This window comes from Bifidobacterium animalis subsp. animalis ATCC 25527 (genome assembly GCF_000260715.1).
In the GTDB taxonomy this organism is placed as follows: Bacteria; Actinomycetota; Actinomycetes; order Actinomycetales; family Bifidobacteriaceae; genus Bifidobacterium; species Bifidobacterium animalis.
Window position 1 is genome coordinate 320,189 of sequence record NC_017834.1, and the last position, 22,681, is coordinate 342,869.

The 22,681-nt window shown below is 63.1% G+C and carries 17 protein-coding genes and 1 pseudogene; 9 read left to right on the forward strand and 9 right to left on the reverse strand.

The features are described from left to right. Positions 1 to 258: 258 nt before the first annotated feature. Entirely contained in the window at positions 259 to 3,168 is a 2,910-nt protein-coding gene (locus BANAN_RS01325; protein ID WP_014697190.1) for a hypothetical protein, read from the reverse strand. Between the two features lie 494 nt (positions 3,169 to 3,662). Between BANAN_RS01325 and BANAN_RS08540 the strand changes: the two genes are divergently transcribed. The 4 genes from BANAN_RS08540 to BANAN_RS08555 are packed head-to-tail and all read left to right on the forward strand — an operon-like array spanning position 3,663 to position 5,179. Then, entirely contained in the window at positions 3,663 to 3,935 is a 273-nt protein-coding gene (locus BANAN_RS08540; protein WP_237705825.1) for a hypothetical protein, read from the forward strand. Continuing rightward, a complete protein-coding gene (locus BANAN_RS08545; RefSeq protein ID WP_237705826.1) occupies positions 3,872 to 4,156 on the forward strand; it encodes a hypothetical protein in 285 nt (94 codons plus the stop codon). The genes BANAN_RS08540 and BANAN_RS08545 overlap by 64 nt, the downstream gene beginning before the upstream one ends. Positions 4,157 to 4,190: 34 nt before the next feature. After that, entirely contained in the window at positions 4,191 to 4,994 is an 804-nt protein-coding gene (locus BANAN_RS08550) for a tetratricopeptide repeat protein (RefSeq protein WP_237705827.1), read from the forward strand. After that, positions 4,991 to 5,179 (forward strand): hypothetical protein, encoded by a 189-nt coding sequence (locus tag BANAN_RS08555; RefSeq protein WP_237705828.1) that lies wholly within the window; start codon positions 4,991 to 4,993, stop codon positions 5,177 to 5,179. Before BANAN_RS08550 ends, BANAN_RS08555 begins: the two co-directional genes overlap by 4 nt. Here BANAN_RS08555 and BANAN_RS01335 read toward each other — a convergent pair. Continuing rightward, the gene (locus tag BANAN_RS01335) at positions 5,154 to 6,209 is read right to left on the reverse strand and encodes a PfkB family carbohydrate kinase (RefSeq protein ID WP_014697193.1); all 1,056 of its coding nucleotides are present in this window, start codon (positions 6,207 to 6,209) and stop codon (positions 5,154 to 5,156) included. The genes BANAN_RS08555 and BANAN_RS01335 overlap by 26 nt on opposite strands. A 273-nt stretch (positions 6,210 to 6,482) precedes the next feature. Here BANAN_RS01335 and rpmB point away from each other — a divergent pair, with 273 nt between their 5' ends. The 3 genes from rpmB to BANAN_RS01350 all read left to right on the forward strand — a co-directional run bounded on the left by rpmB (position 6,483) and on the right by BANAN_RS01350 (position 10,146). Continuing rightward, positions 6,483 to 6,680: a 50S ribosomal protein L28 gene (rpmB, locus tag BANAN_RS01340; protein WP_014697194.1), complete on the forward strand. Its 198-nt coding sequence runs from the start codon at positions 6,483 to 6,485 to the stop codon at positions 6,678 to 6,680. Positions 6,681 to 6,867: 187 nt separating this feature from the next. Continuing rightward, the gene (locus tag BANAN_RS01345; RefSeq protein WP_014697195.1) at positions 6,868 to 9,273 is read left to right on the forward strand and encodes an ATP-dependent DNA helicase RecG; all 2,406 of its coding nucleotides are present in this window, start codon (positions 6,868 to 6,870) and stop codon (positions 9,271 to 9,273) included. A 297-nt stretch (positions 9,274 to 9,570) separates the two neighbouring features. Next, positions 9,571 to 10,146, forward strand: coding sequence for an RsmD family RNA methyltransferase (locus BANAN_RS01350; RefSeq protein ID WP_014697196.1), 576 nt, complete (start codon positions 9,571 to 9,573; stop codon positions 10,144 to 10,146). 37 nt (positions 10,147 to 10,183) lie between these two features. On the opposite strand, the gene trmD is transcribed toward BANAN_RS01350, so the two are convergent. The 4 genes from trmD to rpsP form a co-directional block, all read right to left on the reverse strand. Beyond that, on the reverse strand, positions 10,184 to 11,011 hold the full coding sequence (trmD, locus tag BANAN_RS01355; RefSeq protein WP_014697197.1) for a tRNA (guanosine(37)-N1)-methyltransferase TrmD: 828 nt from the start codon (positions 11,009 to 11,011) through the stop codon (positions 10,184 to 10,186). 244 nt (positions 11,012 to 11,255) lie between these two features. Further along, positions 11,256 to 11,909: a ribosome maturation factor RimM gene (gene rimM / locus BANAN_RS01360; protein WP_041776942.1), complete on the reverse strand. Its 654-nt coding sequence runs from the start codon at positions 11,907 to 11,909 to the stop codon at positions 11,256 to 11,258. A gap of 2 nt (positions 11,910 to 11,911) precedes the next feature. Then, the gene (locus BANAN_RS01365) at positions 11,912 to 12,145 is read right to left on the reverse strand and encodes an RNA-binding protein (protein WP_014697199.1); all 234 of its coding nucleotides are present in this window, start codon (positions 12,143 to 12,145) and stop codon (positions 11,912 to 11,914) included. A 4-nt stretch (positions 12,146 to 12,149) separates the two neighbouring features. After that, positions 12,150 to 12,620 (reverse strand): 30S ribosomal protein S16, encoded by a 471-nt coding sequence (gene rpsP, locus BANAN_RS01370; RefSeq protein ID WP_014697200.1) that lies wholly within the window; start codon positions 12,618 to 12,620, stop codon positions 12,150 to 12,152. A 229-nt stretch (positions 12,621 to 12,849) separates the two neighbouring features. Here rpsP and BANAN_RS01375 point away from each other — a divergent pair, with 229 nt between their 5' ends. Next, positions 12,850 to 16,323 carry a glycoside hydrolase family 2 TIM barrel-domain containing protein gene (locus BANAN_RS01375; protein ID WP_014697201.1) on the forward strand — a complete coding sequence of 1,158 codons (3,474 nt, stop codon included), beginning with the start codon at positions 12,850 to 12,852 and terminating at the stop codon, positions 16,321 to 16,323. Positions 16,324 to 16,499: 176 nt separating this feature from the next. Here the strand turns inward: BANAN_RS01375 and BANAN_RS01380 are convergent, their stop codons facing one another. Together BANAN_RS01380 and BANAN_RS01385 are read right to left on the reverse strand one after the other, a co-directional pair. Continuing rightward, complete coding sequence (locus BANAN_RS01380; protein ID WP_014697202.1) at positions 16,500 to 17,669, reverse strand: endonuclease/exonuclease/phosphatase family protein; 1,170 nt, start codon at positions 17,667 to 17,669, stop codon at positions 16,500 to 16,502. 478 nt (positions 17,670 to 18,147) lie between these two features. After that, entirely contained in the window at positions 18,148 to 19,053 is a 906-nt protein-coding gene (locus tag BANAN_RS01385) for a cation transporter (protein ID WP_014697203.1), read from the reverse strand. A gap of 116 nt (positions 19,054 to 19,169) precedes the next feature. Here BANAN_RS01385 and ffh point away from each other — a divergent pair, with 116 nt between their 5' ends. Further along, entirely contained in the window at positions 19,170 to 20,813 is a 1,644-nt protein-coding gene (gene ffh, locus BANAN_RS01390) for a signal recognition particle protein (RefSeq protein ID WP_014697204.1), read from the forward strand. A gap of 231 nt (positions 20,814 to 21,044) precedes the next feature. Here ffh and BANAN_RS01395 read toward each other — a convergent pair. Further along, a pseudogene (locus BANAN_RS01395) lies at positions 21,045 to 22,311 on the reverse strand (IS3 family transposase); the annotation flags it as partial. Between the last annotated feature and the right edge of the window lie 370 nt (positions 22,312 to 22,681).

Sequence of the window (22,681 nt, forward strand, 5' to 3'; positions counted from 1 at the left end):
CTGTTTGAATCCTGTTACGGGCTAAGAAACGGCTTACGGGCTAGGATTTTTGGTTACGGGCTAAGACGAGTTCTGTATTCGGCAAAATAGATTGTTGGAAAATGGCGGTTCTGTGTTTTGGAGATTCGTCGGATACTTGCCAGCTGGCAGATTTTGCTTAGCCCGTAACCAAAAATCCTAGCCCGTAAGGGAATTCTTAGCCCGTAAGACTCGTAACACCCCGGAGGGGGTGTTACGAGGACGATAGGGAGTAGGTGATTATTGCTCGGATGGAGCGGCGGGACACTCGGAGGCGAGCACGGCATCCTCGTCGAGCACACCGAAACGCAAGCTCTGGCGCAGTGCACCCAGTCGGTCGTCGTTGCTCAACGCGCCAAGCGCCCACACCGCCTCGTCGGCGGCGAGCGGGAAGCCGGCGTCGACGAGTCTGATCGCCGCCTTGGCGAGCAGCTCGGTCTGTGAGGTCAGCGGCGCCACCGGAATGCCATGCTTGTTGAGCGTGTGCGTCACCGCATCCATATCCGGCAGCGAATCGACGCCCATCTCCTGCATGAGCTCACGCACCTCGACCTCGGCAGCCTCCTCATACTGCGCGTGGAGCCCCATGCCCAACATGAACGCGTAGCAGGCGAGCGCCGCCTCGCGGTTATTGGTCTGCCACAGCGAATAGGCGAGGCGGTAATACATGAAGTTCACGTCGCCCGGCATCACCGCCACCGCAAGACCGCGGGTGAGCACGTCCGCGCCCTTCGCATGGTCGCCGGCGATGTCCACATAGGTGATCGACTCATCGACGAACGGCTGCGCGGTGGTGGGTGCGAGCGCGAGCGCCTGCTGCAGCTGGGCGAGCGAACCGTCGAGATCGCCGGAATCACGGTGAATGCGAGCTAGCGCGATATGTGAGTTGTACAGCGCGTCGGGAGCCTTGACGTAGCGGGTCTGCGGCGTGTGGTCGGGCAGATTCGTGACGAGCAGGCGCATGAGCGGATGCTCGCAATACAGCGGTTTGCGCTCGCCTAGGTCGGGCATCTCGCTTTGCAGTCCCATCAGCGCGGATTCGATCTCCAGCGACGCGGACATGGGCGAATCCTCGTTTTGTTCGGCAATCTGGAAGATCTCGCCGCCCTTGATGCTCGCGCCGTCGTACATCACATCGAGGTCGCGGCCGAAATCGGCGCCCAGCAGCGACTTCAGATCGTCGGGCAACTCGCGGTCGTCGCGCCACAGCGGCACACGATGCGCGAGAATCGACTGCGGGATCGGCAGCGCGGTGATCGGCGTGAGTCCGCGGTCGGGGCCGAAGGAGATGACCTGCGCGGAAGGGCGCAGCATCTGCAGCACGGCGGCCGGGTCGCTGTCGAGCGCGGGATTGTTGAACTGGCCGGCCACGAACGCGGGCACCGTGCCCATCATGAACGGCGTGCGCGTGAACGCGAGCGAGAGCACGGGCGCGCCGGTGACCGAACCGAGCGTGCCGTTCACCGTAAGCGACGTGATGTTCGTGCCCGCGGTGAACGCGGCCTGGGCGATGATGCCGGCGAGCCGCAGCGCATAGGAGGCGGCCTGGGCGGCGCGCTGTTCGCGAATGTCAACCCAGCCGGAGTCGGTGAGCACGCTGGCGGGCATCATAAGCGACGTGGGAACCGTGAAATTGACCACCATCTCGCCGGTGTCGGGATTCGCGTCGCAGCGGTACTCCACGCGGTACGGCATGATGAGGCGCTCGCAGATGTCGACGAACCGCGACATGACGTCCCACATGCCACCGCGCGCGGCAGTGGTGCCACGCACGGTGAGATTCGAATTCCGGGCGTCGGCGCGCGACTGGATGAACGAGGCATGCGTGTCCCACTCATGCAGTTCGTCGAAGCCGGCGCGGTAGTTCTGTGCCTCGGTGAGCGTGGTGACCAGGCCCATGCCGTTGTCATGCTTGGCGGCGATGCGGTTGGCGGCGGCGAGACGATTCAGCGCGCCCTCCACCGAAAGCACGAGGTCACGCTGCAGACCGGTGATCTCGTTGCGGTTGAATCGCATCCAGAACTGGCCTGTGCTGTCGAGCTGCACGACGTCCAGATTGTGCTCGGCGGTGATTTCGCGAATCTGGCCGGCTCCCGCCTCGATGAGCTGGCGCGCGGCGAACCGCTCGAACGGGCTCGCGGTGTTCGAATTCGTGGTGCCGCGCCAGATGATCTCGTCGAGCGCGTCGGCGAGCGGCTTGTTCTGCATATTTTGGAAGATTTCGACGATGCGGCCGGCTCCCATGCCCAGTTGCTCGCCGCGCAGCTTCGGGAAGTGGGCGGCGGCGAGCCAGAATGCGGCGAGCAGCGAATTGAGCGGGTGCTTGGCGGAGCCGGTGTTGGCTGCGTGTGCTGGGGCAGCAAGGGCGGCTGGGTTGGTTGCGGCGGTTGCAGCGGTTGCGTTGGCAGGACCGTACGGGCCGAGATCGACGGAGGAGGCGGTGGCGATGCCGTTGAGCGAGCCGGTGGAATAGCCGCTACCCGAGAAGTCGAGCTGGAGCTCGCCGATGGTGATGGTGCGGTCGAGTCCGTCGTTCGACTGGATGCGCACGGCGCCGAGGTTCTTCTGGTCGGTCCAGGCGTCGAAATGGAGCTCGCCTTCGACGTCGTTGGCGCTGGGGTCGCTGGTGAGCGGCACGGTGGTCGGGTAGACTTTGAGGCTCTTGGAGATCCAGGCGATGATCTGCACCTGTTTGTTGTTCGGCCTGCCGGTGGCGGGATCGTCGGCGAAACGCACGATGTAGCCGAGGCCGCCATTCGGCTGGGAGGCGTCTTTGAGCCGCATGACGATGCCATAGCGCGAATTCGTGGGGTCACCCGGGATGGGCGCGAGCCTGGAGACCTTCGCCAGGAAGGGGAGCTGGTAGGTTTGCGCTGGCTGGTTCGCGGGAGCGGATTGCCCTTGGCCACCGACGGAGACTGGGATGACCGGCGAGAATGGGTCGGTTCCAAGGCCGGCGGCGCTCTGTGTGCTCTGTGCACTTTGCACGCTTTCGGGATTCTGGTACGGGTTGCCCAATGGTTCTTGCATGTTCCTCGTGTCCTCCGGCATCAGCGTCGGCATCGCGTGATGTGTTGCGTGTGCGGATTCGGTTTCCGTTGTCTGTGCGATATATCGCGTGATCTGGTGGAATCGTAGCATGTTCGGCACGGCGCATGCCGGATTGTTCCATATCCGTGAGCGTGCGCATTTGTGCGCACATGCCGCCGTCGGTGTGCTGAGTAATTGTGGAGACAATCTGCGTAATTTGGGACAGTTGGACGGTCATTTTTGTCTCTTTTTACGCAGATACGCAGAGTGGCGGCGCGCATATTCGAGTCTGCGTAATTCGGGACATTTGCGGGCCTATTCTGTCCCTTTTTACGCAGAAGAAGAAGCAGAAGGAGAGGCTGCGGGGTGGGAAATCTGTAAATGTGGGCACGGAGATGTATGCCGCGGGGCGAGTGGTGCGTATACTGCGTGACAGGAGACAACGCAAAGCAGGAGTAGGGGATATGGCAGCGCAGGAGAGTGCGATCGATTTCATTGCAGCGACGCATCTGTGGTCGCAGCACGCATAGTTCGTAGGCAGGGCGGAGGGCGCGCCGAATCCGTTCCGCACAATCTACGGCGTCGAAGCGCAGCCGGGCGGCGTGTGGGATGTGATGACGCGGTTCCACACAATCTGCGAACGGTTGCAATTGCCGTTCCATGTAAGCACGAGCGTCGAGGTGAACCCGGCGATCGGCGACATGGCGGTGGCATTCGGCACGCCCGAACCGACGCAGTTCCCCACCGCGGTGCCGGATTCGCACGGTCGCGCGCGCGACTGCACCGGCAAGCGGCGTAGTGGGCGGCGGCATATGCGTTGCGCTTGGCGGCGTTGCTCGCGAACATCGGATTCGCGGTGGACACGGGAATCATTGGCGTCACGGTGATCGCGCGCGCCGGCGAACCGGACGGCCAGACGCTGTTCTCGCTCGGGTTCAACCGCGTCGACTTCCATTTCGCCACGGCCAATCTGTTCACGGACGGCACGATCGACGACGCCAAGTTCGACGCCGACCCCGCGCAGCTGCTCGCCGCGTTCGACGTGGACAGCGCGCGCGTGGAGTTCGACGCCGACGGAGGATCCCGAGCTGGCGGAGTCGCTGCGTGAACTGCGCACGCCACTCGGCGAGGACGCGCGCGAGTTGCCGGACTCGCTGAAAAGCCTGTTGCGCGCCGACCGCGTGTGCGATCTGGACATTGCGGATTCCGCGAGCCTCACCATTCGCGACATTCACCAGATTGCCCAGGAGAACGCGGATTCGCCGGTCACTGCCGTGGTCGAGCTCGGCGGGGCGCTCACGACGCTCACACAGGAGCTTTCGGTGAGCACGTCCATTCGCCAGCCATTGTACTGCGAGCGGGAGGCGTTGCGATTGCTGGTCTCCGAGGCGGCGGGCGACGCGGCGACGCGGTACCGCACGGTGCCGGGTGCAATCGCCGCAGTGCGCTCCGAGCTCGCGCGCTTCGACATGAAGCTCGGGCAACTGGATGACGCACTGCGCGAACTGCAGGAATTGCAGCGCATCTCGCCCACCAGCGTGCAGGGCGGCATTGCGGAGGCGATGGCCTACTCGATGGCCGGCGACACGGCTCGCGCGGTGGAATCCATTCGGCAGGCCCTCATGTTTGCGGTGGTGCCCGACGAAGTGGCCTTCCTGTACTGCTTGCTCGGGCAGATGTTCGCGATGGCGGGTGAGATCGAGACGGCGATCGACTGCTATTATGTGGCCTCCACCGTGGGTGTGCAGACCGAATACACCAGCGTCGCCCGCCAGGCGATGGAGGAGTTGCTGGCGCAGATTGGCGCGGCGCGCGACGGTCAGGATGGACAGGGCGAGGGCAGTTTCACCGCAACCGTGGACGCGCAGCCCACCGCGCCGTCGCGCGAGCACGCGCTCGGCTCGTTGGAGGCGGCCGGCATTCCGATCGCCCCACGCAGTCGGTGATCCAGACGCTCACGCAGGCCGCGATGATGCTCACCGATGCCGGCGTTCCGCTGGCCGCCTACGACGGCGTGGAGATTCTCGCCGAGTATTCCGCCGAACCGACGTTGCTGTGGATGTGCCGCACGCTGCAGGAAGGCGCCGGCTGCGCGCTGACCGGCGTCAGTCGGCGTGCTCGGCATCTTTGAGCGCCTTCGTGACCAAGGCGACCGCCTCGTCGTAGGTGGGGCACTGCGGCACGCCGTTGATGCCCTTCGTGATTGCGAGCGACGCGGCCGCGTTCGCAATCTGCACGGCGCTTTCCAGATTCCACCCATTCGCCAGCAGCGCGCACAACGCACCAGTGTGCGTGGGGCCGGCCGAGCGAATATGCGTGGCCTTCGTCTCGAATCCGTCGATATGCTGCACCGGCTCGCCATGCCTGCGCACCCACGCGCCGCGCGAACCGGCACGCAGCACGACGGGCGCGCGCAAGACATCGGCAAGTCCGTCGCACAGCGCGCTCATCGAATCGTCGAAGCCGCCGTCGACGCGCATGGTGGCCGTCTCATCCACCTCGATGCCGAGCCGGTCTGCAATCGCGCGCCCCTGCTGCCGATTGAGCACCCAGATCGGGTGCAGCAGCACGATGTCTTCAAGCAGACGCTCGTTCACCGTGGACATCATGCTCGTGGGCGTGAGCACAATGCGGAAGTCGCGCACATCCGGCGCGCATTCAGGCCGTGAGATGAACGATTCCACCGCCACCGCGCCCGTGTTCATCAACGATGCGCCGCTGATGTGCACGACGTCGCCGGACTTGGGGTTCACGTCGTCGAACGTGTGTGCGTCAGTGCGCACCTCCGCGCCGGGAGCCGAGATGAACGAGCGTTCCTGACCGTCGTTGATCACAAGCCGCAGGCCGTTGTCGAGCCCCTTGTTCGTGATGCCGGTATGCCTCACATTCACGCGTTTCAATGCGCGACGGATCATGTCGGACCACGGGCCGGTTCCGAGAATACTCGCGAGCTCGGTCTGCGCGCCCATGCGGCTCGCCGCCTCGAGCACCGCGAAACTGCCATTCACCGATCTGGCGATGCTTTCCGCGTTCATGAACGAACCCGGTACCGGGAACTCGGGAACCTTGATCATGGAATCCACCCACACCTGACCGAGTGAGATCACGGTGGGTTCGTGGTCACGCTTCGCCTGGATCGAATGAAGAATATCGCTCAGCATAACGCCCCTTTTCCTGTGTGTTCTGCCGCTTCGCAGATTCTCTCATCGTTATGCGCCGATTCTACCCGACAATCTGAAAACTTGCTGAAAATACCGCAGATCACCGTGAAATGCACGGTCTGTGCGTAGTGAGGTGCACAAAGAGAACCATGTGCTTGCATTGTCGGCACGGTTCATGTAGTATTGTGAAGTTGCGTGTTCGACTGTGCTTCGTGTATGCGGAACATACGGGCATGCAGACTTGCAAGTCAATAGTAATATAGGGAGTCCATTATGGCAGCTCGTTGTGCAGTGTGCGGCAAGGGACCGCAGACCGGTTATACCGTTTCGCACTCGCATATTCGCAATAAGCGCCGCTTCCTCCCGAACCTCCAGCCGGTGCATACCACCGTTGACGGCCAGAATGTGCGCCTGCGTGTGTGCACGAAATGCCTCAAGGCTGGCAAGGTTCAGCGAGTGAAGGCTGCGTGAGCGTAAGCGATACAGTGACAAGACCCCGGTGAGTTCGCCTCCCGGGGCCTTTTCGTATGCGTGCGCTCCTTTCTCTGCGTAAAAAGGGACAGGCAGGGGCGCTTGGATGTCTCTTTTTACGCAGGGAAGGGGCGCGGGTTTCGCAATCTGCGGGCGTGGGATAGACTATGACAACAAGGAGGCGGCAATGGCACAGCAGGACGGTACGCGCGACGTGACGCTCGAGACGCCGCTGCACGCCCTGCTCGCCAACAAACGCCGCGTGAGCGCGCTGAAGAAGCTCGGCGTGCTCGCCGTGCGCGATGCGCTCACATATTACCCGTTCCGCGTCACCGATCCCGTCCCGGTGCGCGCGCTTGTGCAGGCCCAGCCCGGTCTCAAGGAGAAGATGGCGTGCGCCGTGCGCGTGCGCAGCGTGCGCGTCAGTCCGATGAACGCGCGCGCCGGCTACCGCGTGGAAGTGCTCGTCGACGACGACGAGTTCGCCGCGACGCTCCATGTGCGCGGCGCGCTGGCCACGCTCGTGTTCTTCTCGCATCGCAAATCGTACGTGGACTGGCTCGCCGGGCGTCTGCGCGTCGACGGCCACGTGGTGATTGCCGGGGATCCGACCATGTATATGGACCGTCTGCAATTCACCCACCCCGAACTGCTCACCGTGGGCGGCGGCGCGAATCTGCGGGCCGACGTGGGCACGGTGGCCGAGGGATTGCAGCGCGTCTGCCGGCCGCGGCCCGTCTACCATGCGAATTCGCGCATCTCGAGCGAGCATATTCACGACACAATCATCTATGTGCTGCGTCTGCTCGCCGGCGAGGACCCGGCGACCGCGATGCACGCCGACGACGAGACCGCGCAGCCGCACATGCGCACGTTGTATGCGGAAAGTGAGCAGATTCGCGAGCACTTGGATGTCGCGATACCGGACATTCTGCCGGGGAATCTGCTGGCCGAGCTGAATCTGATGCACCGTGCGCAGGCATTCTCGCAGATTCACGACCCAGACTCGGTGGGCGCGTTCACGCAGGCGATCACGACGATGCGCTACGAGGAGGCGTTCGTATGCCAGAGCGCGCTGATCCGCGCCCGGCACGACGCGCGCGAGCACAACGCGTACGTGTGCTCCGACGTGCAGTTGCGCGACGAATACATAGACACGCTGCCGTTCGCGCTGACGAAAGGCCAGCGCGAGGTGGTGGACGAGATCAGCCACGACATGTGCCAGGACCACCCGATGCAGCGCCTGCTGCAAGGCGAGGTCGGCTCGGGCAAGACGGTGGTGGCGGTCAGCGCGATGCTGCAGGCGGTCGGGTCGGGGCATCAGGCCGTGCTCGTCGCGCCCACGCAGGTGCTCGCCGAGCAGCACTACCAATCGATCTCGAACGTGTTTAACCGCGCGCCCGTGCTGCTGCTCACCGGCGGCATGAAGCTTGCCGAGCGACGCAAAGTGCTCGGCACGGCGGCAAGCGGGGAGCCGTGCATCGTCGTGGCCACGCACGCCGCGTTCTCGAAGTCGTTCCAGGCGCCGAACCTCGCGCTCGCGGTGATCGACGAGCAGCACCGCTTCGGCGTGGAACAGCGTGAAACACTGCGCTCGAAGTCGGACGTGGACCCGCATCTACTGGTGATGACGGCGACGCCGATCCCGCGCACGGCAGCGATGACCTGGTTCGGCGACCTCGACATCTCCTGGCTCACCGAGTTGCCGGGCGGACGCAAGCCGATTCAGACCGTGGTGATTCCCGAGGTGAACGCGCCGCTCATGGCCGAGATGTTCTGGCATATTCGCCACCGCATAGACGCCGGCGAGCGCGCGTATATTGTGTGCCCGCGCATTGATGAGCAGACCGAGGACGCCGCGGTTGGCGACAATGGCGGTGATTCCGGAGGCACTGCGGGCAGCGCCGGCGATGCGCGCGCCGATTTCGACGACGGCATGCTGCTCAGCGACGAGGACCTCGGCGAGACGAACGCGCGCGCGCCGCTGCATTCAGTGCATGAGATCTCCGAGCGTCTGCAATCGCTGCCGCAGTTCCAAGGCGTGCGGTTCTGCGAGCTGACCGGCCGCGACGACGACGCGACGAAGGAGCGCGTGATGGCCGAATTCGCCAGCGGGCAGACGCCGGTCATGGTGGCGACCACCGTGATCGAGGTGGGTGTGGACGTGCCGCAGGCGAGCTGCATCGTGATCTTCGACGCCGACCGATACGGGCTGTCGCAGTTGCATCAGCTGCGCGGACGAGTGGGGCGCGGCGGCACGCACAGCTGGGCGTTCCTGGTGTCGCAGGCCGAGCCGAACAGCATTGCCGAGCAGCGGCTCGATGTGATTGCGCATTCGCTCGACGGCGCGTTGATTGCGCAGAAGGACCTCGAATTGCGCGGTGCCGGCGATGTGCTCGGCGATACGCAGTCGGGCGGTCGCTCGAGCCTGAAACTGCTGCGCGTGGTCAAGGATGCCGCCATGATCACTGATGCGCGCAATCGGGCCGAGCTGCTGTTGGACGCCGACCCGACCCTCGAGCACCATACGCAGCTCGCCGGCGCGGTGCTCGATTTCTCGCGTGGCAACGAGAAGTTCCTCACCAGCAACTAGTGCAGTTCAGCGCAGTTCGATGCAGTTCGATGCAGTTCGCAGATTCAGCTCGTGCGTAATTGGGGACATCTTTGGTGGCCGATCTGTCCCTTTTTACGCAGATACAGACAGATCAGATATAGCTGTACATACGCAACGGATGCAGATGCTGTGCGTAAAACGGGACATGTGGACGCTGAATTTGTCTCTTTTTACGCGAAGAACATCATGCAGAATGCTTGGAAAAAATAAGACGTACAAGGGGCGTGGGAAGCACGCATGCACGCCTGCGGCGAGAGGGCGGGATAATCTGAAGACATGCGTGTGATTACAGGACGATTCAAGGGCGTGCCGCTCACCACGCCGCGCTCGGAGACGCGGCCGACCACCGACCGCACGAAGGAGGCCATGTTCTCGCGCCTCGACAGCACCGGCATTCTCGCGGGGGCGCGCGTGCTCGATCTGTTCGGCGGAACCGGCGCGCTCGGCATCGAGGCGCTGAGCCGTGGCGCGAACGAATTGACGGTGGTGGAGGCATCTGGCCCCGCTGCCAAGCTCATAGCGCATACGCTGACGGCACTGCGGCGCAATCCCGCATGGGAGGAGGGGATGAGCGCGCACATCGTGCACGCGAAAGCCGAGCGGTACGCGGCGAAGGCGAAGGTGGGCGAGCCGTTCGACATGGTGCTCATCGACCCGCCATATGCGTTCTCCACTGCCGATTGCGAGCGCCTGCTCTGCGATCTCACCGCGCGCGACTTGGTGGCGCGCGACGGCATGATCGTGCTCGAGCGGTCGGTGCGCACCGAGCGACCCGAAGCACCCGCTGGATGGCAGATCACCGACGCGCGCGACTACGGCGAGACCGCCGTGTACACCTACTGCGCGCAGTGAGAGTGCAGTGAGTGCACAGTGAGGGCGCGGGGGAGCGTCAGTCTTCGAGTTTGCGCGGATGCTCGCCGGAGACCTCCCAGCCGAGCGACATGAGCGTCTTGCGGTCCTGCTTGTCGAGCGCGTGGCAGTCGAGCCGCGCAATGAGGTCGGGGCGCAGGCGCGACGTTTTCTCGAGGGCCTCGTCGCGGCGGAATCTGTTCACTTTGCCGTGATCGCCGGAGATGAGCACCGGCGGCACGTCGATTCCCCGCCAGCTCGCCGGTTTCGTGTACTGGTTGTGCTCGAGCAGCGCGTTCTCGCCGGTGTACGATTCCTCGACGATCGAGTCGGCGTTTCCCATGAAACCGGGCAGCAGGCGCGTGATCGCCTCGAGCATCACCGAGACGGCGACCTCGCCGCCGTTGAGCACATAGTCGCCGATCGAATATTCGCGCACGTCGACGCCTCGTTCGCGATAATACTGCGGAATGCGCGCGTCGTAGCCCTCGTAGCGGCCGCAGCCGAAGACGAGGTGTTCGGCGTGCGACAGCGCGGTCGCATCCTGCTGCGTGAACAGCGGGGCGGATGGGTTCGGGAAGATCAGCACGGGGGAGTCGGCGGCCGGGGCGGCGTTCGCGTTCGCGGGAGCGTCGGCCGGGATGCCGAGCAGCTCGTCGAGGCATTCCGCCCACACCTCGGGTTTCATCACCATGCCCGCGCCGCCGCCCACCGGGGTGTCGTCGACGGACTGGTGCACATCGTGCGTCCACTGCCGCAGATTATGCGAGCGCACGGTGAGCAGACCCCTCTCCTGCGCTTTGCCGAGCAGACTGAGATTGAGCACGTCGAAATACTCGGGGAAGACGGAAACGATGTCGATGTCCAAACGAACTCCTTGAAATGTTGGGGGGGGGGGCTTAGGTGCCTTGAACTCTTACGGGATGTCGTTATCTCTTGCGGAATGTTAAGCATCTGGCAGAGATTTGCTCGACGATCTGAAAGCCGAATACAGGATTGGCTGTTTTTCCAGTGCTTCAGTGTGCTGATAGTCTGTGGATACCCTATGCCTGACATCCCGTAAGAATTTATGACATCCCGTAAGGGTTTTTTGGCCGCCCGGAAGAGATTCGTCACTCGGAGGCGGCCGAGGCGGGGCTGGCCGAGGCGGAGGTGACGGTGTCGGCGGTACCGATGCCGGGGATCAAGCCTCCTGGCGGATCCACGGTGAGGTAGCCCTCCTCGAGATTGACCTCGGGAACCAGCGCCTCCACGAAGGGCAGCAGGAAGGTCTCGCGGTTCGGCATGCGAATCTTGAGCAGCCATTGGGCGCCCTCGATCACGTCAACCACCTTGCCGAGATCGGTGAACTCGAATTCGGCGCCTGCCGGGGCGTCGTCGGCATTCGCTGCGGCCACCTCGGATTCCAGATACACTTCCAGGCCGAGCAGATCCTTCGGGTAGAACTCGTCGTCATCGAGCTCCTGCGGCTCGCCGTACAGCACGGTGTTGCGCAGCGCCTCGGCGGCATTGCGATCATCCACGCCTTCGAAGCGCACATACCAACGGTTCTTGAATGTGCGCGCGGCGGCCACGGTGTAGGGGCGTAGTGCGTCCGCAGCGGATTCGCGCGCGTAGAGCACCTCGCCGGGTGCGAAACGGGCATGCGGGTCGTCCGTATACAGTTCCACGGAGACCTCGCCCTTGAGTCCCTGAGCCTTGCCAATACGACAGACCCGCAACAACTCTTGGGGCTGTTGCGGGTCTGGCACGCTGTTCGTGTGCATGTTCACTTGCGTACGTCCATGATGTCCACGCGAACCTTGTGATCGGAGATCGCCTGGATCACTGTGCGAACCGCGTTCGCAGTGCGTCCGTTACGACCGATCACACGCCCGATGTCCTCCGGATTCACGCGCACGCGAATCAGTTCACCGCGGGCGTTCTCATGGGACTTGACTGAAACGTCGTCGGGAAAATCGACGACGTTCTTGATCAGATGTTCCACGGCTTGAGCAAGCATGGTCTCACACGCTTTCCGGTGCGGATTCTTCGACGTCGGCGAGCTCGACCTTCTCGTCATCGTGCTGGACCTCGGCCGGGGTCTCGGCTTCGGCTGCCTTGGCGGCGGCTTCGGCCTTGGCGGCCTTGAGCTTCTGTGCCTTGTTCTCAGCCTCTTCGACGAGCACGGCGGCTTCCGGCTTGGCGGCGGCGGTCTTCAGCGTGCCCTCGGCACCCTTGAGGCCCTTGAACTTCTGCCAATCGCCGGTGATCTTGAGCAGGTTGAGCACCTGGTCGGTCGGCTGTGCGCCGACGCCGAGCCAGTACTGTGCGCGATCGCTCTTGATCTCGATGGTGGAAGGCTGCGTGTTCGGATTGTACAGGCCGATCTCCTCGATGGCGCGGCCGTCGCGCTTCGTGCGCGAATCCATGACCACGATGCGGTACACCGCATAGAACTTCTTGCCCATACGCTTCAAACGAATCTTGGTTGCCAAAGTGGCTCTCCTTGTTAACTAGGGTGCGTGTTTCGCCGGTCGTGTGGGGACAGGACCCGCTCGCACACGTGTTCCTTGCACATGGGGCATGAGAGGGCTCCCCGTGCACAAATAACTTCACTAGTATAGCGTGTGGGGGTAGATAATCTGCACATGAGCGTAACCCGCGGAAATACCGAGCTCCCCATACCATGTTCTCATAACAGCGGTGGAGGCAAAGGAGACGGCCGTGTTCATTCCGCGGTATTTCGAGGATCTTGATACGTTGCATGTGGGGTGCGAGCCGAATCGCGCGTATTTCGTGCCGGCGTCGGCACCCACCGATACGCGGTTCGCCGCGCGCGAGCAATCCGATCGCTTCCGTCTGCTCAACGGCGAGTGGGATTTCAAATACTATGCAAGCGTCTACGATCTGGACTCGGAGGTGGACGCAAGCGCTCAAGCTCACGAGCCGGTGTTTACCGAACCGATGTTCGACGCGGATTCGTATGACCAGATTGCTGTGCCGAGCGTGTGGCAGACGCACGGCTACGACCATAACCAGTACACGAACACGCGCTACCCGTTCCCGCTCGACCCGCCGTTCGTGCCGCACGACAACCCGTGCGCGGTGTACCGCACGACCTTCGACTATGCCGTGGATTCCGCCGCGCCTCGCGCCTTCCTGAATTTCGAGGGTGTGGACAGCTGCTTCTATGTGTGGCTCAACGGCGACTTCGTGGGCTATTCGCAGGTCTCGCATTCGACGAGCGAGTTCGAGGTGACCCAAGCGCTTGACGACGGCGAGAACACGCTCGTCGTGCTCGTGCTCAAATGGTGCGACGGCAGTTACCTGGAGGACCAGGACAAGTTCCGCATGAGCGGCATCTTCCGCGATGTGTACCTGCTCATGCGCCCCGAACATGCGATTCGTGATTTCTATGTGCGCAGCACCATCCGGTTTGCAGATTCCGCCACGCAGGCGGCGGACGGGCTTCCCGGCGGCGACACGCACGCCGTGGCCGCGGATGTGACCGTGGACTTCGACTTCCTCGACGGCGTGCCGGTGGACGGCATCGACGTCGTGATCGGCGACGCGGCGGGCAATGTGGTTGCGCAGGGCGTGACGGAAGCGGTTCAGTCTGAAGCGGGCACGGTGGGGGAGTCTGCACACCGAACGCAAGCGGTTGAGAACGGCAGCGCATTCCCGTCGAAGGCGCGCGTGAAACTCACCGTGGAACAACCGGTGCTGTGGAATCCGGAGGTGCCGACCTGCTACACGCTGATGGTTCTGAGCGACGGCGAAAGCATCACGCAACCGCTTGCGCTGCGCGACATCGCCGTCGTGGCACCGGACGGGCGGCACCAGACCGTGCTGCTCAACCGCAGACCGATTGTGATCCACGGCATGAACCGGCACGACAGCGACCCGGTGACCGGCTATACGATCTCGCCGGAGCAGTTCCGAACCGATCTGCTGCTCATGAAGAGCCACAACGTGAACGGCGTGCGCACCAGCCACTACCCGAACGCGCCGCATTACTACGATCTGTTCGACAAGCTCGGGTTTCTCGTGATCGACGAGGCCGACATCGAGGCGCATGGCGTGGCCGACGCCGTGTTGCCGAAGCCTGGCGCGGAATCTGCGAATATGGAGGAATGGCAGCGCGTGCAACTCATGTGGAACGGCCTCATCGCGAACAATCCGCGGTTCGCGCCGGCCATTCTCGACCGCATCCAGCGCCTCGTGGAGCGCGACAAGAATCGCGGGTGCGTGATCTTCTGGTCGATGGGCAACGAGTCCGCCTACGGCATCGGGTTCGAAAAAGCGCTTGAGTGGGTGAAAACACTGGATTCGCAACGGCTCACCCATTATGAGAGCGCGCGGTATGTGGAAGAAGACGGAACGCTTCAGCACGACTACAGCAACATAGACGTGCACAGCCGCATGTACCCGAGCATCGCCGAGATCGACGCGTATTTCAGCGAATCCGGGCCGAACGGGGACGGTGCGAACGGTGAGGACGGCACCACGGAAAACGGGCAGGTGAAGCCCTACATCATGTGCGAGTACTGCCATGCCATGGGCAACGGGCCGGGCGATCTCGAGGACTACTTCCAGTGCATCGAGCGGCATGAGGGCCTGCTCGGCGGGTGCATATGGGAATGGTGCGACCACGCGATCTACGCCGGCAGGAACGCGCACGGGCGGCAGGAATACCTGTACGGCGGCGACTTCGGCGAATGGCCGAACGACGGCAATTTCTGCGTGGATGGCATGGTCTCGCCAGGCCGCACGCCGCACAGCGGCCTCGACGAGTTCAAGAACGTGTTCCGGCCGGCGCGCGTGGTAAGCGTGGATGCCGAGCGCGGCGTGGTGAATCTGCGGAACCATTACGACTTCCGTGAGCTCGATGAAGCGGTTATCGTGATGTGGGAAGTGTATGTGGACGGCGTGATGCAGACGTATAGCCTCGTCGAGCCGGGCACGTTCTCGATTGAGCCGCATGCGGTGGGCGAAGTGCGCTTAAGCGGTTGGGAGAGCGTGTGGCCGGTCGCGCAGTCCGGGCGTGTCACCCTCGTGCTGCGGTACCTGGCGCGCGAGGCGCAGTGGGGGCAGGAGCAGCTGTTCGAACTCGGCTTCGACGAGGTGGAGGTGCCGAATCCGACCGGAGACAACAGTTCGCAGTGGGTGCGTCACCAGGTGGAAGACATGCTCGCCGGCGACGAGATCGGCGAGTCGGTGAGGTTGGAGGAATCCGATGCGCGCATTGTGATCAACGGCGCGAACTGGCGGTACGTGTTCGACAAGCGCACCGGCCTGTTCAGCGAGCTCGTGTACGCGAACCGTACGATTCTCGCGACGCCGATGACCCTCGACATCTGGCGTGCGCCCACCGACAACGACCGCAACGTGCGGCATGAGTGGGAGCGCTGCGGGTACGATCGCGCGTATGCGCGCGCGTACGACGTGCAGACGCGCACCGTGGTCTCCAGCGGAATCGGCGAAGCGGCACTCGGCATGGACGGCGGCGCATACGGCGAAGAGACGGCCGTGGAGGACGCCGAAGGGCCGATGGCGGTGAACGCGGTGGAAATCAAGTGCTCGATGGGAGCGGTCGCGCCCACGGTGCAGCCGATCGCCCGCATGGACACCACGTGGACGGTGCATGCAGACGGTTCCGTAGCGCTTCACATGAATGTGCGCAAGGATCCGGCGTTCCCGTTCCTGCCGAGATTCGGCATTCACATGCAATTGCTAAAATCCATGAGCAGCGTCACCTATTGCGGCCTTGGGCCGAACGAAAGCTATGTGGACAAGCGGCGCGCCAGCTGGCACGGCGTCTTCAGTGCTTCAGTGAGCCAGATGGGCGAACGCGAGATCAAACCACAGGAGAACGGCAACCACCACGATTGCAGCTGGGCGAGAGTGCAGGGCGACGGTGTGGTGTTGATGATTGTGCAAGGCGACGGCACACAGCCCGAGAGTCTCGCGGAGCCGTTGCGCGGGTTCGATTTCCAAGCGTTGGAATACACGGCGGCCGAGATGGCGCGCGCACGGCACGACTTCGAGCTGCAGCCGAGCGGATTCACCGAAGTGAGCGTGGACTACATGCAGTCCGGCATCGGTTCGAACAGCTGCGGGCCAGAGCTGCTGCCGCAATACCGCCTCGATGCGCCGGAATTCGACTTCGCCGTGACGCTGCGCCCTCAGCTCGCTTGAGTCCTGTGTGCCGCAAGCGTCCGTTGTGCCGAGCGCGGTGGTTGCGTCAGGGTGCTGGTGGTTGCGCGAGAAGCTGTAATCGTGAATCGTTAATCCTCTGCGTAAAAGGAGACGCATGCATGCCGCCATCTGTCTCTTTTCACGCAGACAGGGGCAGACGCTGAACGTGTGGGCGATTATTCGGCGGTTTCTTGACGCGACTTCGCGGGGAGCGGCGGCAGCGAACTCGGCCAGGACTCGCGGGCGGCGGCATTCGCCTGCGTGCGCGTGTCTCGAATGGTGAGCGTGGCGGTGAGACCAAGGTGGTCGGTGCCATCTATGAACACGGCGCGCACGTTGGAGGCGGCCATGAAATCGGTGAACAGAATGTGGTCGATCACAATGCGCGGCCATTTGAGCCAGCTCGGGTAGGTCGGGTGTTCGCCGCGCGCCTCGACCAGCGCGGCGTCGTGGAAACCGCTTGCGAGCAGCTTGCGGAAGCTCGGGTGCACGATGCTCGAGTTGAGATCGCCCATGAGCACGGCAATTTCGCGATTGTTGCACGAGTCGTCTGCGTTCTGGTCCCGGCCATTGTTCGCAGATTTCGCCAGCGCGCCAAGCCCGATGATGCCGGCGGACCAATCCTTGCAGCTGCGTTGCGGCGATTTCGGGTGGGCGCTCGCGAACGTGATGTTGAACGTCGACGTGACCGGCAGCGTGACCGTGGGGACGTCGGCGGCGGGAATCGGCACGCCGGTGGGCGTCTGCTCGGCCGGTTCCACGCGCAGCCACAGTCCGTTGAAGCCGCCGTTGTCGGAGCTGCTCGGGTCGCCGAATTGGTGGAACGGCAGCAGATCGTCGAGCCCGGCATCGTGCAGCTCGGTGACGAGGTCGTGGTTCATTTCCTGCAGGGCGAGCACGGCGATGTCGTTCGTGCGCACCGTGTTCACGATTTCATGGGCATTGGCTTTGCCGTATCTGCAGTTCAGGGTGAACACGTTGAAATGGCCGTTTGCAAGATTTTCAACGGCAGCCGAGTTGGATGAAACGGTTGAGTTTTCGAATTCCCTCTTTTCGGCGAGCTTGCGGGCGATGAGTTCGCCGGTGTTGGGGGTCTTCAGGTCATTCATGTAATACGCGGTTTTGCGTAGGAGTGAAGCGATCAAGCCAACGATTGCACACACCATGAGCGGCCATTCTCGCAGACAGCCTGCCCAGATGCCGATGGCGGTGAAGCCGATCCACGCGAACGGCGAGAGCGCGATGAGGTAGGGGAGCGGCGCATGGCCGTCCCAGCCGGCGGGCAACTCGCTCAGCGAGATCCATACCAGCAGCAGTACCAGAATCACCCACAGTGCAATGATCATGCGTTCTCCTCGTCGCTCGGGCATGCCGGGCCGACGCCCCGCAGCTGAGCATATTGTACGCGAGATGTCTCAAAGGTGCGCTCAGAGGAGAGTGAAGTGCGTAGAGGATTCGTGGTTTTAAGGCTTCCTTAAGTCTTAAGGACTATCCAACCGCTTACGGGCTAGCATGGCCCTCACGGGCTAGCATGGCCCTTACGGGCTAGGCTTATTCCTTACGGGCTAGCCCCGCTGAACTGTGTGCGTGAGGAAATGTTCGCAACCCGGCCTTGTGTGTTCTTCTCGTGTTGCAATATGTCGGTATTCGATGTATGTTACGCAACTTTTCTTACATGCCACAGAAGAGACGCTAGCCCGTAAGGGGCATGCTAGCCCGTAAGCAGTGGGTTAGCCCGTAAGGGGCATGCTAGCCCGTAACAGGTGGGATACCGGTGGGGTTGCGCTGGGCCTGTGAGTGTTGAGGGTGCGGGGTCGGGGCAGGTCAGTCGAAGACGAAATCGACGTTCACGAGGTGCAGCTTCGGCTCGAGCGCGCGCTCCATCTGCTTGCGTGCCTCGACGAGATCCTCGACCCGCACGACATCGCCGGTGCCGTTGACAATGATGTCGATGTCGAAATTCATGCCCGTCTTGAATACGTGGATCGTCTGCACCCGCACGCCGGCCGGCAGATGCGCGGACACTTCGCGGGAGACGAGTTCGGAGACATCGTCGTCGTCGTGCGTGCCGCCGACGAGCTCCACGAACGCATCGCGCAGCACGGTCACCGGTTCCTTGATCGTGAGCGCGACGATGATCGTCGTGATGAAGAAATCTCCGGTGTAATGCAGGAAGTCGAGCGGCGTGCCGTTGGGCAGGAAATACAGCAGCACGGCGACGATGCCGATGCCGAGCGAGATCATGCCGTCGATCCACGTGCCGTTCGCCTCCGCCTTGAGCATGAGGCTCGCGTTGCCGAGCGTGCGGTTGCGCGCGCGGTAATACGCGACGAGCGCGATGCAGACGGCGACGGCGAGAATCTGGTAGATGATCACCGGGCCGAATTCGAGACGCTCGCCCTCGCCGTGCACGAAGTAGGCGATGGCAATCTGCGCGACGTCGAGGAACGAGAACAGCAGCAGGCAGATTGTGAAAATCGATTTGCAGATTGCATAGATCGGCTCGAGCGCGAACATGCCGTTCGGGAAGCGGTCGCTCACGCGCACCGTCTTCTTCGACAGGTATGCCGCGACGCCGCCCGAGATCACCGAGATCACCGTGAACGAGGCGTCGAGGAACATGGACTTGAGTCCGGTGAGGAAGAACACGAAGAAGCCCGCGAGCACCATGACGATATTGACGACGATGCCCACTTTGAGCGCCTGCTGTTCGATCTTCTTCTGGTGCATGCTGTCTCCTGTCTTGCGAATTCCCGGATTCCAGCTTATCGAATTTGCGCAGTGGTGCGGCAAGTGTGCACGCAAGCTCCACGATTTCCCCTCTGCAAGCTAGAATTGTGGGCATTATGGCAGCATTTAGTTCGTTAACAGATCGTCTCTCGAATGCATTCAAGCATCTCAAGAGCAAAGGCAAGCTTTCCGACGCGGATATCGACGGCACGATCCGCGAAATCCGCCGCGCGCTGCTCGATGCCGACGTCTCGCTCGACGTGGTGCGTTCGTTCACCGCGAGCGTACGCGACCGCGCACTGAGCACCGAGGTTTCCGAAGCGCTGAATCCGGCGCAGCAGGTGGTGAAGATCGTCAACGACGAGCTCACCGACATTCTCGGGCAGGGAGTAGACCGCCCGCTCAACTTTGCGAAGAATCCGCCGACGATCATCATGCTCGCCGGTCTGCAGGGCGCCGGCAAGACCACGCTCGCGGGCAAGCTCGGCTACTGGCTCAAGGATTCCGGCCACACGCCGCTGCTCGTGGCGGCAGATTTGCAGCGCCCGAACGCGGTGACGCAGCTCGAGGTGGTGGGCGAGCGCGCCGGCGTGCCCGTGTATGCGCCGGAGAAGGGCGTGCAGTCCGCGGGCGGCGATGCGGTGTCGGCCCCCGGCGAGACCACCGGCGACCCGGTGAAGGTGGCGCGCGACTCGATTGAATACGCGCGGCAGAAAATGTACGACACGGTGATCATCGATACCGCGGGCCGTCTGGGCGTCGATGAGACTCTCATGCAGCAGGCGCGCGATATTCGCGACGCCGTGCAGCCGAACGAAGTGCTGTTCGTGATCGACGCGATGACCGGTCAGGACGCGGTGCGCATTGCGCAGGCCTTCGACGAGGGCGTGAACTTCACCGGCGTCGTGCTGTCGAAACTCGACGGCGACACCCGCGGCGGCGCGGCGCTCTCGGTTGCCTCGGTGACCGGCAAGCCGATCCTGTTCGCGTCGAACGGCGAGGGTCTCAAGGACTTCGAGGTGTTCCACCCGGATCGCATGGCCTCGCGAATCCTCGACATGGGCGACATTCTCACGCTCATCGAGCAGGCACAGCGCGAGTTCGACGAGGAGGAGACCCGCAAGGCCGCCGCGAAGATGGCGGAAGGCGAGTTCGGGCTCGACGACTTCCTCGCCCAGCTGCAGCAGGTGCGCAAGCTCGGTTCGATGAAGTCGTTGCTCGGCATGATCCCCGGCATGGCACAGCATCGCAAGGAACTGGAGATGTTCGACGAGCGCGAGGTGGACCGTACCGAGGCGATCATCCGCTCGATGACGCCCGAGGAACGCCGTAACCCGAAGATTATCGACGGGTCGCGCCGCGCACGCATCGCCTACGGTTCCGGCGTCTCGGTCTCGGCCGTGAACGCGTTGCTGCAGCGGTTCGAGCAGGCGTCGAAGATGATGAAGCGCATGACCAACCGCGCCGGCATGGGCGGCGGCATGGCGGGCGGATTCGGAGGATTCGGCGGTCCCGGCGGCTCGAAGAAAGGCAAGAAAGGCAAGAAAGGCAAGAAGGGCGGCAAGTCCGGCAACCCGATGAAGCGCGAGGCCGAGGAGAAGGCATTGCGCGCCAAGCTCGCCGGCAAGTCGAACTCGGGCGGCTCGGCGTTCGCGAAGAAACCGCAGGCCGACGAACTGCCGGCCGGTTTGCAGGACATGCTCGGCGGCGCGGACGTTCCACCGAACCTGGGCGGCGGACTCTCCGGTCTGCTCGGGTGAGCTCGGGCGGTTGGCGCGGCTGGGCGTGGCTGGGCACCGGGTTTTTCTCTGCGTAATTGGGACAGATAGCGGGTCTATCTGTCCCTTTTTACGTCCCTTCTTGAGTTCATCGTGGCGCATTTGAATTGAGGTATCGCATAAGGCAACCATTGGCGGCTTTGCTGGTTGGGGTGAGGTTGGGATTGCAATGGCGACACGTGTAACTTCCATATGGTGGTTGAACTGGTCTGGTTTTTGTTCCGCCTTTATAGTGAGGCGGCTTGTGTCGCCTGGTTCGTATAGTACTCGGTTTCGACCTGCTCGGGTGTCCTGTAGTCCAGGCTGGCGTGGAGGCGTTTCGAGTTCCACCATGAGACCCATTGGAACGTCGCCAGCTCCAGGTCGCCCACGTCCCGGAACGGCTTGCGCCGCCAGACCAGCTCGGTCTTGTACGCGCCGTTGACGGACTCGGCCATGGCGTTGTCGTAGGAGTCGCCGACCGTGCCGGTCGAGGGCAGCATCCCGTACTCGCGCACGCGCGTGGTGTACACCGTGCTGATGTACTGGGAGCCGTGGTCGGAGTGGTGGATGAGCCCCCGGGTGCCGCCGTGCCCCGCGGCCCAGGAGATCGCCTGCTCCAGCGCCTGCAGGGGCAGCTCCTCGGTGTTCATGCTGGTGGCGCACGCCCATCCCACGATGCGGCGGGCGAATACGTCGGTGACGAACGCAGCGTAGCCGAACCGCCCGTCCGTCATGCGCACGTAGGTGATGTCGGCCACGTGCAGCCGGTTCGGCGCCATGGCCCGGAACCTGCGCTCCACGAGGTCGGGCCTGCCGCCCGCGCCCTTCGCCGGCCTGGTGGTCGCCGGCGTCCTGCCGCGCCTGACGCCTTGTATGCCGAGCTCGCGCATGATGTTCATCACCTGGTCGCGGCCGACCTCGGACGGATCCCACCCCTCGGCGAGCAGCTGGGCATGGACCTTCCTGTATCCGTACACGGCCATGAAGAAATCCGAATGGATCCGGAGGATGTCCCGGGCCAGCGCCTCGTGGCGCGCCTTCATGCGGCTGGGCGGCCTGGTCTTGAACATGCGGTAGCCGCGCGGCGTGAGAAACCCGCAATCCGACGCCGCGCCCAGCACCCTGCAGATCGGCCCGACCCCGAAACGATCCCGATGCGCGTCGATGTACGCGGACATCAGGGCCGTGTCGGGTCGAGCCGCGCCGCGAAAAAAGCCGACGCCGTCGTCAAAATCTCGTTCGCCCGCCGCAGCTCCGCGTTCTCCGCCCGCAGACGCTTGAGCTCGGCCATCGCCTCCTGCGCGGACTGTTCCGACTGTTCCGCGGCCGACGCATCCGACTGGTTCCGCCAACGCCGCAGCGTCTCGGACGAGACGCCCAGATCCCTGGCCACCTCGGCGATCGCCTTCGTCTCCGACGAATACGAGGGACGGGACTCCGTCAACAGCCTGACGGCCTTCGCCTTGAACTCATCCGTGTATCTCGTGCCCTTGGACATGATTCCATCATCTCCCATCGAGTTAGGTGAAATGCGGAACAAAAACCAGGCCATATCAGGTCGTCGTGAGATTGACGCTGCAAGTGTGGCATGCGGATCTGTCTGTAGTAGTCGTCGCGAGATTAGATTTGCAAGTGTGGCACGTCTTCGGGTCTCTTGGGTTGTCTGTTTTGCATTCCGAGTCTCAGTAAGGTTCGTTGAGGCGCGCTCGGTGGTTTAGGTGAGGCTCGGCGTGCAAAGGTGGCGCGTGAATCTGTGCTGCGATGGTCGGTGTGAGGTCGAGTCTGCAAACATGGCATGTTAGATGCCGCTTACTGGCTGGGTTGAGATTCGAGTTGCAAACAGGACACGTTTGCAAACGGCCGAATAT

Bases quoted from the DNA above. Each gene is read 5' to 3' on its own strand.
- BANAN_RS08540 (WP_237705825.1), top strand. From the start codon at position 3,663: ATGACGCGGTTCCACACAATCTGCGAACGGTTGCAATTGCCGTTCCAT.
- BANAN_RS01335 (WP_014697193.1), bottom strand. From the start codon at position 6,209: ATGCTGAGCGATATTCTTCATTCGATCCAGGCGAAGCGTGACCACGAA.
- rpmB (WP_014697194.1), top strand. From the start codon at position 6,483: ATGGCAGCTCGTTGTGCAGTGTGCGGCAAGGGACCGCAGACCGGTTAT.
- BANAN_RS01345 (WP_014697195.1), top strand. From the start codon at position 6,868: ATGGCACAGCAGGACGGTACGCGCGACGTGACGCTCGAGACGCCGCTG.
- BANAN_RS01350 (WP_014697196.1), top strand. From the start codon at position 9,571: ATGCGTGTGATTACAGGACGATTCAAGGGCGTGCCGCTCACCACGCCG.
- rimM (WP_041776942.1), bottom strand. From the start codon at position 11,909: ATGCACACGAACAGCGTGCCAGACCCGCAACAGCCCCAAGAGTTGTTG.
- BANAN_RS01365 (WP_014697199.1), bottom strand. From the start codon at position 12,145: ATGCTTGCTCAAGCCGTGGAACATCTGATCAAGAACGTCGTCGATTTT.
- BANAN_RS01380 (WP_014697202.1), bottom strand. From the start codon at position 17,669: ATGATCATTGCACTGTGGGTGATTCTGGTACTGCTGCTGGTATGGATC.
- BANAN_RS01385 (WP_014697203.1), bottom strand. From the start codon at position 19,053: ATGCACCAGAAGAAGATCGAACAGCAGGCGCTCAAAGTGGGCATCGTC.
- ffh (WP_014697204.1), top strand. From the start codon at position 19,170: ATGGCAGCATTTAGTTCGTTAACAGATCGTCTCTCGAATGCATTCAAG.